Genomic DNA, 12529 nt, shown 5'->3' on the forward strand with positions numbered 1-12529 from the left:
CGATGACTTTTTGCGTCCGGTCCGTGACCGACGGGTGACCCGCGGGTCTTCCCCGAGGGCCGTCCTAGAGCGCGGCCGCGCCGTGTTCGCGCAGGTTCTGGTCGTACTGCTGGAGGATCCACAGCTCGTTCTGCACGGCGGCCAGTTCGGCGGGGTCGGCGTGGGTGGACAGGCGGGTGAGGCGGCCGGTGATGTCGCGGATGCGGCGTTCCACGGCGCGGCGGCGGACCGTGACCAGTTGGGCGCCGGCGTAGGTCTCGTCGACGTCCTTGACGCCGCGGTGCAGCATGATCGCCTCGACCGCGAGTTCGGTGACCATGGCGCGGACGGCGTCGTCGGGGGCGGCCTCGCGGACGCGGACCAGGTAGTCCTGGGGGTCCTGGACGCCGAACTCGGCGCCGCCGGCCTCCAGGATCGCCTCGCGCACGGCGGCGTAGGGCGGGGCGGTGAACTCGTCGACGCCGTACGCGTCGAAGGCCGGGGAGACCAGCTCGGGGCGCTGGAGGGCCAGCTTGAGCAGCTCGCGTTCGGTGGCGAAGACCGGGTTGCGGAGGTTGAGCGCGGGCCCCCCGCGGGCGGCCGTGGCGGGTGCGGCCTGCTGCGGGGCGGCGCCGCGCTGCCGCTGGTCGGGGGCGGGGCCCTTGCCGCCGCGGTCGCGGGCCCAGCGGGCGAGCTGGGAGATCCGCCGGACCACGAACTGGGTGTCGAGGATGCCGAGCATCCCCGCGAGCTGCACGGCGACCTCGTGCTGGGCGCCGCTGTTCTTGATCCGGGCGACGACCGGGGCGGCCTCGTCCAGGGCCGCCGCGCGGCCGGCCGGGGTGTCCAGGTCGTAGCGGCTCACGATCTGGCGGAGCGCGAACTCGAAGAGCGGGGTGCGCGGCTCGACCAGGTCGGCGACCGCCTCGTCGCCCTTGGCCAGGCGCAGGTCGCAGGGGTCCATGCCGTCGGGGGCGATGGCGATGTAGGTCTCGGCGGCGAACTTCTGGTCGTCCTCGAAGGCGCGCAGGGCCGCCTTCTGTCCGGCCGCGTCGCCGTCGAAGGTGAAGATCACGCGGGCCGAGCCGTTGTCCATCAGCAGCCGGCGCAGGATCTTGATGTGGTCGCCGCCGAAGGCGGTGCCGCAGGTGGCGATGGCGGTGGTGACGCCGGCCAGGTGGCAGGCCATGACGTCGGTGTAGCCCTCGACGACGACCGCGCGGGACGCTTTCGCGATGTCCTTCTTGGCGAGGTCGATGCCGTAGAGGACCTGGGACTTCTTGTAGATCGCGGTCTCGGGGGTGTTCAGGTACTTCGGGCCGTTGTCCGCCTCGTAGAGCTTGCGGGCGCCGAAGCCGACGACGTCGCCGCCGATGTCGCGGATGGGCCACATCAGCCGGCCCCGGAAGCGGTCGATGGGGCCGCGGCGGCCCTCCTGGGAGAGGCCGGACAGCAGCAGTTCCTTGTCGCTGAAGCCCTTGCCGCGCAGGTAGCGGGTGAGGTGGTCCCAGCCCTGGGGGCTGTAGCCGACGCCGAAGTGGACGGCCGCCGACTGGTCGAAGCCGCGCTCGGCGAGGAAGACCCGGCCGGTCTCCGCCTCCGGGCCGGTCGCGAGCTGTTCCGCGTACCACTCGGCGGCGATCTTGTGGGCCTCGACCAGGCGGATGCGCTCGCCGCGCTGGTGCGCCGGGTTGTACCCGCCCTCCTCGTAGCGCAGTGTGATGCCGGCCTGGCCGGCCAGGCGCTCGACCGCCTCCGAGAAGGTGAGGTGGTCGATCTTCATCACGAACGTGATGGTGTCGCCGCCCTCCTGGCAGCCGAAGCAGTGGAAGAACCCCTTGCTCGGACTGACCTGGAAGGACGGGGACTTCTCGTCGTGGAAGGGGCACAGGCCCTTCAGGTTGCCGCCGCCCGCGTTGCGCAGCTGGAGGTACTCCGAGACGACGGCGTCGATCGGGACCGCGTCCCGTACCGCCTTCACGTCCTCGTCGTTGATCCGTCCTGCCACGCGTGAAGTCTACGGGGCGGCGCCGACACTCCTCCGCCGCGGTGACCGGCCTCCCGGCCGGGGTCCGGGGGCCGGCCCCCGGGGATCGGGGGGGGCGGCGGCGACGGTACGACGGCTATGCGACGAGGCTGTCGAGCGAGACGTGCGGGTCGGCCAGCGCCTCCGTGTCCACCCGGGCCTTCGAGCGGATCAACTGCTGGATCGGCTCCGTGACGTCCCACACGTTGACGTTCATCCCGGCCAGCACCCGGCCGTCCTTCACCCAGAAGGCGATGAACTCGCGCTTCGCCGCGTCCCCGCGGATCACCACCTGGTCGTACGACCCGGCGGGCGCCCAGCCGGAGTACTCCATGCCCAGGTCGTACTGGTCGGTGAAGAAGTAGGGCACGCGCTCGTGGGCCGGGCTCCTGCCCAGCATCGCGCGGGCGGCGGCCGGGCCGCCGTTGAGGGCGTTGGCCCAGTGCTCCACGCGCAGGCGGGTGTCGAAGAGGGCGTGGTGGAAGGAGGCGACGTCGCCGGCCGCGTACACGTCGGGGTCGGAGGTGCGCAGGTCCGCGTCGACGACGATGCCGCCCCCGTGGGCACGGTCGGCGATCTCCAGCCCGGCGGCCTGGGCGAGCGAGGTGCGCGGGGCGGCGCCGATCGCGGCGAGCACGTCGTGCGCGGGGTGTTCCTCGCCGTCGTCGGTGCGGGCGGCGAGCACCATGCCGTCCTGGCCGACGATCTCGGTCAGCTTCACGCCGAAGCGGAAGCGGACGCCGTGCGCCTCGTGCAGCTCGGTGAAGACGGAGCCCAGCTCGGGGCCGAGAACGCCGTGCAGCGGGGTGGGGGCCGGCTCGATGACCGTGACCTCCGCCCCGTACTCGCGGGCCGCCGCGGCGACCTCCAGGCCGATCCAGCCCGCCCCGGCGACCACGAGGTGGCCGTTGTCCCGGCCCAGCGAGGTGAGGACGCCCTTGAGGCGCTCGGCGTGGGCCAGGCGGCGCAGGTGGTGGACGCCCGCCAGGTCGGTGCCGGGGACGTCGAGGCGGCGGGGCTCGGCGCCGGTCGCCAGGAGCAGCTTGTCGTACCTGACGTGGGTGCCGTCGTCGCCGTAGTGGACGGTCCTGGCGGCGCGGTCGATCGCGACGACGGTCTGGCCGAGGTGCAGCTCGATGTCGTGCTGGGCGTACCAGGCGGGCTCGTGCACGAAGACGCTGTCGCGCTCCTCCTTGCCCAGGAGGTAGCCCTTGGACAGCGGCGGGCGCTCGTAGGGGTGGTCGCGCTCGTCACAGATGAGGATCACCCGGCCGGTGAAGCCCTCCGTGCGGAGCGTCTCGGCCGCTTTCGCGCCCGCCAGGCCGCCTCCGACGATGACGAATGTCTGATCCGCGTCGACCACTTGTCTGCCTCCTCGTCAGGGTGCCGCCACATGCGAGCGTCCCGCACGTGGCGTGGTGCGGGAAGGGGGAAGGACCCGTTCAGGCCACGACCTGCCGCGTTCCGACCGCCCGAGTACCACGTTTCGGGCGTCCTGGACGCCGTCGGGTCGCACCTGTCCCGCCGCCAGTCTCATGGATGCCCCGTCAGACGGGCGTGAAGCGAGCGGGCCGAGGCGTCGGTGAGGGAGGCGATCTGGTCGACGATCACCCGTTTGCGCGCCCGGTCGCCGTCGGCCGCGTCGAACATGGCCCGGAACTGGGGGTCGAGCCCGTCGGGGGCGCGGGCGGTCAGCGCCTCCGCCAGTTCCGCGACGACGATGCGCTGGTCGGCGCGGAGCCGCTCCTGCTCGGTGCGCTGCATGACGTACCGGACGGCGACCGCCTTGAGGACGGCGCACTCCATGCGGGTCGCGCGGGGGACGACCAGCTCGGCGGTGTACCGGGTGAGCCGGCCGCCGCCGTACGCCGCCCGGGTGGCGGCCTCGGCGGCCAGGCAGAAGCGGCCGATGAGCTGGCTGGTGGCGTCCTTGAGGCGGGCCTGGGCGACCGCGGAACCGTCGTAGCCGTGCGGCCACCAGTCCTGGGCGAGGAGCCGGTCGAGGGCGGCGGCCAGTTCCGCGTGGTCGGTGCCGGCGGGGACGTAGCGACCGACGGCCACGTCGAACACGGCCTCGCGCTCGGGGTCGGCGAGCAGGCAGTTCGGGTCGATGTGGCCGGCGTGCAGGCCGTCCTCGACGTCGTGCACGGAGTACGCCACGTCGTCGGCCCAGTCCATGACCTGGGCCTCGAAGCAGGTGCGGGAGCCGGGGGCATCCTCGCGGAGCCAGGCGAAGACGGGCCGGTCGTCGTCGTAGACACCGAACTTGGGCGACGCCGGGTCGGTGGGGTGGGCGCCGCGCGGCCACGGGTACTTGGTGGCGGCGTCGAGGGTGGCGCGGGTGAGGTTGAGGCCGACGGAGCCGTCCGCGGTGAACCGCTTGGGCTCGATGCGGGTGAGGAGCCTGAGCGACTGGGCGTTGCCCTCGAAGCCGCCGCAGTCCTCGGCGAACGCGTTGAGCGCCTGCTCGCCGTTGTGCCCGAAGGGCGGGTGGCCCAGGTCGTGCGCGAGACAGGCCGCCTCGACGAGGTCCGGGTCGCACCCGAGGGCCGCGCCCAGCTCCCGGCCGACCTGGGCGCACTCCAGGGAGTGCGTGAGGCGGGTGCGGGGGCTCGCGTCCCAGACGGGGCTGCCCTCCCCCGGCGCGACGACCTGCGTCTTCCCGGCGAGGCGGCGCAGCGCGGCGGAGTGCAGGATGCGGGCGCGGTCGCGCTGGAAGGCGGTGCGGCCGGGGCGTTTGTCGGGTTCGGGGGCGTAGCGGGCGGCTGACGCCTGGTCGTAGGGGGGTGCGGTGCGGGTGCCTTCCATGTCATGAACAGTAAGCGGAAGCTGCGACAGTCGGGGGCCTGCTCGTCTGCCGGGTGGGGGGCCTGCTCGTCTGCCGGGTGGGGGCCTGCTCGTCTGCCGGGTTCGGCAGTCGCGCGGCCGCGGGCCGTCCGTGGCTTGGCGCGCCCGCGCGGCGGAGCCGCGAGTCGACTCGCCCCGCGCCCCTCAGGGGGTGGCCATCGCCCTGGATTTCACGTCGCTGCCGGTCTTCACCGCCTCGTCGTGGCGGTGGAGCAGTAGGCGGGCCATCGACGGGTGGGTGCCCAAGGGGGCCGAGGTGATCCACGGGGCCGCTGCCGCGCACTGGGTCGCGAAGCGGCCCGGGGCCGTGAAGCAGGAGGCGAGGGCGATGCGGCGGTGGCCCCGGGCCGTCAGGGTGCGGACGGCCTCCGGGACCGTCGGGGTCGCCGCCGAGGCGTACGCGGGGACGACCGGGACGCCGAGGCGGGCGGCGAGGAGCGCTGCCGTGCGGGCCGTGTCCGCGCGGGACTCCGGGTCCCGGGAGCCCGCCGAGGCGAGGACCACGGCGTGCTCCGGGCCCGGGCGGGTGGGCCAGCCGGCCTCCGTGAGGCGGGCGTGCAGGGCGTCCACCAGGAGGGGGTGCGGGCCGAGCGGGGCGGCCACGCGGGTGCGGGCCGGGGAGAGCGCGGCCGTCTCCGGGATGTCCCGCTTGACGTGGTGTCCGCGGCCGAGCAGGAGCGGGACGAGGACCGCCGCCCCGTCGCCGAGCGCGGCGAGCGTGTCCGGCAGCAGGGGCTCGTTCAGCTCGACGTGGCCCAGGTGCACCGGCAGGGCGGGGCGCAGGGCGCGGACCCGGTCGAGGAGGGCCCGTACGGTGCTGAGCGCGCGCGGGTCGCGGCTGCCGTGGGCGACGACGACCAGGGCGGGGGTGCCGCCGGTGGCCGCCGCGGTCCTGTTGCTCGTCACTGCCGTCACCGTCATGCACCGAGGGTGACGGCCGGAGATTGCCTCCCCGTTGCGCGGGTGTCACGGGGATTTTCCGTCGGTTCACACGGTGCGGGACCGTCCGTGTGAGCGGGTGGCGAACCGGACGGCCGCCCCGGACGTCCCTGGTGGCAGGAACCGACCCGGGGAGGGGACCGTCCGCATGCGCCGCCCGAGGCTTCGCAGACCGCGTCTTCCGCGCACCCGCGAGGGGCAGCGGCGGCTGGTGCGGGTGGTGGTGGCCGGGTGTGTGCTGGCCCTGCTGCCGAGCGCGTGGCTGCGCGTCGTGACGGACGACCGGCTGCGCACCGTCGCCGACGTGCCGCGCACCGAGGTCGCCGTCGTCTTCGGCGCCGGGCTGTGGGACGGGGAGCCGTCGCCGTACCTCGCGCGCCGGCTGGACGCGGCGGCGCGGCTCTACCGGGCGGGGCGGATCGAGGTGGTGCTCGTGACCGGGGACAACAGCCGCGAGGAGTACGACGAGCCGGACGCCATGCGCGCCTACCTGGTCCGGCACGGCGTCCCGGACGGGCGGATCGTCAGCGACTATGCGGGCTTCGACACCTGGGACTCCTGCGTGCGGGCGAAGAAGGTCTTCGGCGTCGACCGGGCCGTGCTGATCAGCCAGGGCTTCCACATCCGGCGGGCGGTCGCGCTGTGCCAGGAGGCGGGGGTGGCGTCGTACGGCGTCGGGGTCGACGACCGGCACGACGTGACCTGGTACTACGGGGGCGCGCGGGAGATCCTCGCGGCGGGCAAGGCGGCGCTGGACGCGGTCTTCGAGCCGGACCCGCGCTTCCTCGGACCGAAGGAGCCCGGTGTGGCACGCGCCCTCGCCGACGCGGGGTGACTCCGCCCGCGCCGGCCCGCACCGGCCCGCACCGCCGGGCCGCGCCGCCGCGCCGGGCCGCACCGCCGCACCGGCCCGCACCGCCGCGCCGGGCCGCACCGCCGCGCCGGGCCGCACCGGGGCGCCTGCGCCCTCACCGTCGCCGCACCGCGCCGGGGAGGCCGCCGTCCCCGCCGTGTAACAGGGCACCGCCCGGTCGCGTAACACGGCGCCCGCAGGCTGGGCGGCATGCAGAACACCGGCACGCGCAGCCCCGCCACCACGCCCACGCACTGCCCGTACTGCGCCCTGCAGTGCGGGATGAACCTGACGCCCGTCGGGGGCGGGACCGTGGAGGTGTCCGAGCGGGCGGACTTCCCGGTGAACCGGGGCGCGCTGTGCGGCAAGGGGCGTACGGCGGCGCAGGTGCTCGCGCCCGGGGTGCGGCTGACCTCGCCGCTGGTGCGGTCGCCGGGCGGCGCGCTGGTGCCGGCCGGGTGGGACGAGGCGCTGGACCGGATCGCCGGGAGCCTCGGGCGCACGCGGGCGCGGTACGGCGCGGACGCGCTCGGGGTGTTCGGCGGGGGCGGGCTGACCAACGAGAAGGCGTACGCGCTGGGCAAGTTCGCCCGGGTGGTCCTCGGCACCTCGCAGATCGACTACAACGGACGGTTCTGCATGTCGTCGGCGGCGGCCGCCGGCACGCGGGCCTTCGGGCTCGACCGGGGGCTGCCGTTCCCGCTGGAGGACGTCCCGAGGACGGGGTGCGTGATCCTGGTCGGCTCGAACCCGGCGGAGACGATGCCGCCGTCCCTGCGCTACTTCACCGAGCTGCGGGAGAACGGCGGCACCCTGATCGTCGTCGACCCGCGCCGCACGCGGACCGCCGAGCAGGCCGACCTGCACCTCGCGCCCCGGCCCGGGACCGACCTCGCCCTCGCGCTGGGCCTGCTGCACCTGGTGGTCGCCGAGGGGCGGGTCGACGAGGCGTACGTCGAGGAGCGCACGTCCGGCTGGGAGGAGGCGCGGGCGGCGGCGATGGCGCACTGGCCGGAGCACGTGGAGCGGATCACGGGGGTGTCGGTCCCCGAACTGCGGGAGGCGGTACGGCTGTTCTGCGCGCCGGAGGCGGCGATGGTGCTGACCGCGCGGGGGCCCGAGCAGCAGGCCAAGGGCACGGACACGGTGGGCGCGTGGATCAACCTGTGCCTGGCGACGGGGCGGGCCGGGCGGCCCCTGTCGGGGTACGGCTGCCTGACCGGGCAGGGCAACGGGCAGGGCGGGCGCGAACACGGGCAGAAGGCCGACCAGTTGCCGGGCTACCGCAGGCTCACCGACCCGGCGGCGCGGCGGCACGTGGCCGAGGTGTGGGGCGTGGACCCGGACGCGCTGCCGGGGCCGGGGCGCAGCGCGTACGAGCTGCTGGACGCGCTGGGGTCGGACGTCAGGTCGCTGCTGGTGATGGGGTCCAACCCGGTCGTCTCGGCGCCCCGGGCCGCGCACGTGGAGGAACGGCTGCGGTCGCTGGACTTCCTCGCCGTGTGCGACGTGGTGCTCTCGGAGACGGCGCGGCTGGCGGACGTGGTGCTGCCGGTGACGCAGTGGGCGGAGGAGACGGGGACCACGACGAACCTGGAGGGGCGGGTGCTGCTGCGGCGGCGCGCCGTCACCCCGCCGGAGGGCGTCCGCGGCGACCTGGAGGTGCTGCACGCGCTGGCCGGGCGGCTCGGTGTGGAGAAGGGGTTCCCGGTCGATCCCGAGGAGGTCTTCGAGGAGCTGCGGCGGGCGAGCGCGGGCGGCCCGGCGGACTACTCCGGGATCGACTACCGGCGTCTGGCACGGGAGGACGGCGTGTTCTGGCCGTGCCCGGCGCCGCCGCCGCACGGCGGGCCCGCGCTCCGTGCGGCCGTCACGCCGCCGCCCGCGGCCGGCGACACCGCGCCGCGTCCGGACACCGCGCCGCGTCCGGACACCGCGCCGCGTCCGGACACCGCGGCGCCGGGCGCGGAGGACGCCGCCGCACCCCACACCGGTGCCCCGACGCCCGCGGCCGGCGGCACGGCGCCCCACCCGGGCACCCCCCGCCTCTTCCTCGACCGTTTCGCCACCCCCGACGGCCGGGCGCGCTTCGTGCCCGTCGCGCACCGTCCGAGTGCCGAGGAGCCGGACGAGGAGTACCCGGTGCTGCTGACCACGGGGCGGGTCGTGGCGCAGTACCAGTCGGGGGCGCAGACCCGGCGGGTGGCCGAGCTGAACGCCGCCGCGCCGGGACCCTTCGTGGAGCTGCACCCGCGGCTGGCGGCGCGGCTGGGGGCGGCCGAGGGCGACCCGCTGGCGGTCGTGTCCCGGCGGGGGCGGGCCGTGGCCCCGGCCCGCATCACCACCGGCATCCGGCCCGACACCGTGTTCATGCCCTTCCACTGGCCGGGCGAGGGCCGCGCCAACACGCTGACCAACCCGGCGCTGGACCCGGCCTCGCGGATGCCGGAGTTCAAGGTGTGCGCGGTGCGGGTGGAGGCGGTGCCGCGGTAGCCGCCGGCGTGCGGGGAGCGCGGTGCACGGGACCGACGGCCGGTCGCCCGCCGCCCGGCGCCCGCCCGGCGCGCTCGCCTACGCTTGCGCGGAGACGGCGAGCGAGGGGCAGGGGAACCGATGAGCCTGAGACAGTTCGAGTACGCCCTGGCCGTCGCCGAGGAGGGTTCGGTGACGGCGGCGGCGGAGGCGCTGCGCGTCGCCCAGCCCTCGGTGTCCCAGCAGATCCGCGGCCTGGAGCGGGACCTCGGCGTGGAGCTGTTCTCCCGCACGCCGACCGGTCTGGTGCCCACCGTGGCCGGCCGTGCCTTCCTGCGCGAGGCGGAGGTCGCCGTGAACGCGGCGCGCCGGGCGCGGGCGACGGCGCGGGCCGGCTCCGAGGAGCTGGCGGGAGAGTTGGTGGTCGCGGTGCAGATGGGCCTGGGCACGCGGCAGCTGCCGGGCGCCCTGAGCGCGCTGCGGCGCCGCTTCCCGCGCCTGGAGGTCACCGTCTTCGAGGAGCCGAACCCCACCGAGCTGGAGCGGCTGGCCCGCGGGGGCGTGCTGGACCTCGCCATCATGGCCGGACCGTGCGACGAGGGCCTGTACGACGGCCACCACCTCGGTGACGAGGAGTTCGTCGTGGTGCTGGCGGCCGGGCACCCGCAGCTCGCCGCGGACCGGGTCGCGCTGCGGGACCTGGAGCGGGAGCCGTGGGTGCGCTTCGATCCCGCCAGCGCGCTCGACGGCGTCCTGGTGGAGGTGCTGCGGGAGAACGGGCTGGCCCCGACCACCGTCGCCCGGGTCTCCCAGACGGCGACGGCCGTGCGCTGGGCCGCCCACGGCCTCGGGGTGACGTTCGTCCCGGCCTCCGCGGTGCCCCCCGGTCACGAGCACCTGGTGCGCCCGGTGTCCCCGGCCGTGTCCCAGCCCGTCGTCGCCGCGGTCCGGCCCGGCGCGGGTCCCGCGGAGACGGCGCTGCTGGAGTTCCTGCGGCAGGAGACCTGGTACCGGTTCGGTCAGAGCTGGGTGGCGCCGCCGTCCACGGCCAGCTCGGCGCCGGTCGTGTAGGTGGCGTCGAAGGCGAGGAAGGCGGCGGCCCGGGCGATCTCCTCGGGGGTGCCGAAGCGCCGCATGGGGTTGGCCGCGACCCGTTCCGCCTTGAACCGCTCGGCCTCCTCGGCGGTCATCGCCGCGTCCAGGGCTCCCGTGTCGACGGGTCCGGGGCTCACCGCGTTGACCCGGATGCGGCGGGGCAGCAGCTCACGGGAGAAGCTGCGGGCCATCGAGCGCAGCGCCGCCTTCCCAGCCGCGTAGACGCTGGTGTCCGCCATGCCGACGACATTGGCGACCGAGGTGGTGAGGACGACGCCGGCGCCCGTGTTCAGCAGCGGGGCGAGCTTCTGCACGGTGAACCAGGCGCCCTTGACGTTGATGTCGAACAGCTCGTCGTACGCCTCCTCGGTCGTCGAGTCGAGCGGCGTGAGAGTGGCGATGCCGGCGTTGACGAACAGGGCGTCGACCGTGCCGAGTCCGGCCTTCACCCGGTCGGTGAGGGCGTCCAGGTCCGGCAGTGAGGCCACGTCGCCCCGGACGGCCACCGCGTTCTCGCCGAGCCGCTCCCGGGCGGCGTCGAGCGTGGCCTGCGAGCGGCCGGTGATCACGACGCGGGCTCCGCCGGCCACCAGCAGCTCCGCCATCGCGAGACCCATTCCGCTGCCGCCACCCGTGATCACGGCATTCCTGTTGCTGTACATTCCCATTTCCGGGTCCCTTTTCGCAGAGTTTTCCAGCTTCATTTTCCCAGTGGTCGCCCTCTGGAATGTCAGCCCCTGGGATATTCCCCGCCGTCCACCGCGAGGCTGGTTCCGGTCACCCAGCCCGCGCGGTCGGACACGAGGAAAAGCACCGCCTGGGCGATGTCGTCGGGCAGGCCGTCGCGCCCCAGCGGGGCGGTGCCGCTCGGGGCCGGTCCGGCGTCGAGACGCGCCCAGTGCTCCCGGGTCTCCTCCCCGCCGGGGGTGGAGGTCCGGCCGGGACTGACGGTGTTGACCCGGACGCCGGAGGGGGCCAGCGCCGCGGCCAGTCCGGCGCTGTAGTTGTCCAGCGCCGCCTTCGCCGCCTGGTAGTGCAGGAACGGGGGCGCGGGGGGCGCGACCGCGGCGGAGGAGATGTGCACGATCGTCCCCGAACGCCGTTCCCGCATGCCCGGCACCAGCAGCGAGTTCAGCCGGACCGCGGCGAGGAGGTTGAGGTTCAGGGCGTCCAGCCACTCCTCGTCGGGGATGACCGGGCCGTCCTTCTGGGGCCGCGCCCCGCCCGCGTTGTGGACCAGGACGTCCACCCCGCCGAGCGCCTCGTGCGCGGCCCCGGCGAGTGCCTCGGCCCCGGCGGGGGTCCGCACGTCCGCCTGCACGAAGCGCGCCCCCTCCGGTGCCGGGCCCGTCGCCGACCTGGCGGTCGTGATCACCTCGGCGCCGGCGTCCAGGAGCCCGCGGACGATCGCCGCCCCGATTCCCCGGGTGCCGCCGGTGACCAGGGCCCGCTTTCCGGCGAGTTCCCGGTTCTCCGACATCTTTTCCTTCACGGCCACAGCACAGTCCCTTTCGCATTGCTCTGCCTTCGCAGTGCCTTTTCGCATTGCCCGCAGAATTCGTTTCGATGTCCCGCTCACGGTAGGTCCGGGAAAGAAAGAAGGGCAAAGACGAAATTGCAGCGGGGGCCATAGGAGGTTCCTATGGCCCCCGCACTCCGCCGGCCCCCGCACGCCGTCCGCCGTTCGGAGGCCGCGGTCACCCGTTCACACCGCTCGGGGGGCGGGGCGGGCGCGGTGCCACTTTCCTCGGTAGGGCAGGGGCCACCGAACAGCTCAAGGGAGCACCGATGCGACGTACCGCCCGCCTGCTGACCGGTACCGCGCTCACCGCCGCGGCCGTCGGTCTGTCCACCGCGGCCCCGGTGTACGCCGGGCAGGACGCCGGGGGCCTGACGGTGTATCCGTCCTCGGTCGTGCCGGGCGAACAGGCCGTGGTGACGACGACGGCGTGCGGGGAGGGCGGCTCGGCGGCGGGAGACGCCGGCGCGGTCGGAGCGGGCGCGTTCCCGCTGGCGCCGGACGCGGACGACGGGGAGACGACCGGTCACTTCGAGGTGCCGCCGAGCGCGCAGCCGGGGACGTACGAGATCGTCGCGACCTGTGGGGCCGCGGGCCGGAAGGTGACGGGCGACCTGGTGGTCACGCTGACCCCGGCCGCCGAGCGGGTGTACCCGAGGGGAAGCGTCAAGACGGGGGTCGGCGGCGCACTTGGCCCCGATCCCGTGCAGACCGCGGCCGGCGTGGCGGCTCTCGCCGTCGCCGCCGCGGGCGGTACCTGGCTCCTGCATCGCCGGGCGAGAGGCGACGGGATCTGACG

Annotated in this window: 10 protein-coding genes; 4 read left to right on the forward strand and 6 right to left on the reverse strand. The window is 75.1% G+C overall.

What is annotated here, in order from left to right; genetic code table 11:
• Positions 1-64 precede the first annotated feature (64 nt).
• The 4 genes from dnaG to Sdi02f_RS23190 all read right to left on the reverse strand — a co-directional run bounded on the left by dnaG (position 65) and on the right by Sdi02f_RS23190 (position 5773).
• Positions 65-1987: a DNA primase gene (gene dnaG / locus Sdi02f_RS23175; protein ID WP_108933952.1), complete on the reverse strand. Its 1923-nt coding sequence runs from the start codon at positions 1985-1987 to the stop codon at positions 65-67.
• Positions 1988-2102: 115 nt separating this feature from the next.
• Positions 2103-3368: an NAD(P)/FAD-dependent oxidoreductase gene (locus Sdi02f_RS23180; protein ID WP_030399807.1), complete on the reverse strand. Its 1266-nt coding sequence runs from the start codon at positions 3366-3368 to the stop codon at positions 2103-2105.
• A gap of 170 nt (positions 3369-3538) precedes the next feature.
• Positions 3539-4813 (reverse strand): deoxyguanosinetriphosphate triphosphohydrolase, encoded by a 1275-nt coding sequence (locus tag Sdi02f_RS23185; RefSeq protein ID WP_108933953.1) that lies wholly within the window; start codon positions 4811-4813, stop codon positions 3539-3541.
• Between the two features lie 183 nt (positions 4814-4996).
• The gene (locus Sdi02f_RS23190) at positions 4997-5773 is read right to left on the reverse strand and encodes a sirohydrochlorin chelatase (protein ID WP_167458238.1); all 777 of its coding nucleotides are present in this window, start codon (positions 5771-5773) and stop codon (positions 4997-4999) included.
• Between the two features lie 166 nt (positions 5774-5939).
• Between Sdi02f_RS23190 and Sdi02f_RS23195 the strand changes: the two genes are divergently transcribed.
• The 3 genes from Sdi02f_RS23195 (at position 5940) to Sdi02f_RS23210 (ending at position 10187) form a co-directional block, all read left to right on the forward strand.
• Positions 5940-6626, forward strand: a complete 687-nt coding sequence (locus Sdi02f_RS23195) for a SanA/YdcF family protein (RefSeq protein WP_031081619.1) — start codon at positions 5940-5942, stop codon at positions 6624-6626.
• 228 nt (positions 6627-6854) lie between these two features.
• Positions 6855-9137: a molybdopterin oxidoreductase family protein gene (locus Sdi02f_RS23205; RefSeq protein ID WP_108933955.1), complete on the forward strand. Its 2283-nt coding sequence runs from the start codon at positions 6855-6857 to the stop codon at positions 9135-9137.
• A gap of 120 nt (positions 9138-9257) precedes the next feature.
• Entirely contained in the window at positions 9258-10187 is a 930-nt protein-coding gene (locus Sdi02f_RS23210) for a LysR family transcriptional regulator (protein WP_030399812.1), read from the forward strand.
• On the opposite strand, the gene Sdi02f_RS23215 is transcribed toward Sdi02f_RS23210, so the two are convergent.
• Both Sdi02f_RS23215 and Sdi02f_RS23220 read right to left on the reverse strand, forming a co-directional pair.
• Positions 10136-10879 (reverse strand): SDR family oxidoreductase, encoded by a 744-nt coding sequence (locus Sdi02f_RS23215; RefSeq protein WP_108933956.1) that lies wholly within the window; start codon positions 10877-10879, stop codon positions 10136-10138. The two genes, Sdi02f_RS23210 and Sdi02f_RS23215, sit on opposite strands and share 52 nt — an antisense overlap.
• Positions 10880-10941: 62 nt before the next feature.
• The gene (locus tag Sdi02f_RS23220; RefSeq protein ID WP_108933957.1) at positions 10942-11709 is read right to left on the reverse strand and encodes an oxidoreductase; all 768 of its coding nucleotides are present in this window, start codon (positions 11707-11709) and stop codon (positions 10942-10944) included.
• Positions 11710-11999: 290 nt separating this feature from the next.
• Here Sdi02f_RS23220 and Sdi02f_RS23225 point away from each other — a divergent pair, with 290 nt between their 5' ends.
• Positions 12000-12527 carry a GVDTG sorting domain-containing protein gene (locus Sdi02f_RS23225; protein ID WP_108933958.1) on the forward strand — a complete coding sequence of 176 codons (528 nt, stop codon included), beginning with the start codon at positions 12000-12002 and terminating at the stop codon, positions 12525-12527.
• The last annotated feature ends 2 nt before the right edge of the window (positions 12528-12529 follow it).

The organism is Streptomyces ardesiacus, assembly GCF_003112575.1.
In the GTDB taxonomy this organism is placed as follows: domain Bacteria; phylum Actinomycetota; class Actinomycetes; order Streptomycetales; family Streptomycetaceae; genus Streptomyces; species Streptomyces ardesiacus.

Coding starts and splice junctions, on each gene's coding strand:
- Sdi02f_RS23195 (WP_031081619.1), top strand. CDS start 5,940: ATGCGCCGCCCGAGGCTTCGCAGACCGCGTCTTCCGCGCACCCGCGAG.
- Sdi02f_RS23225 (WP_108933958.1), top strand. CDS start 12,000: ATGCGACGTACCGCCCGCCTGCTGACCGGTACCGCGCTCACCGCCGCG.
- Sdi02f_RS23215 (WP_108933956.1), bottom strand. CDS start 10,879: ATGGGAATGTACAGCAACAGGAATGCCGTGATCACGGGTGGCGGCAGC.
- Sdi02f_RS23205 (WP_108933955.1), top strand. CDS start 6,855: ATGCAGAACACCGGCACGCGCAGCCCCGCCACCACGCCCACGCACTGC.
- Sdi02f_RS23185 (WP_108933953.1), bottom strand. CDS start 4,813: ATGGAAGGCACCCGCACCGCACCCCCCTACGACCAGGCGTCAGCCGCC.
- Sdi02f_RS23190 (WP_167458238.1), bottom strand. CDS start 5,773: ATGACGGTGACGGCAGTGACGAGCAACAGGACCGCGGCGGCCACCGGC.
- Sdi02f_RS23210 (WP_030399812.1), top strand. CDS start 9,258: ATGAGCCTGAGACAGTTCGAGTACGCCCTGGCCGTCGCCGAGGAGGGT.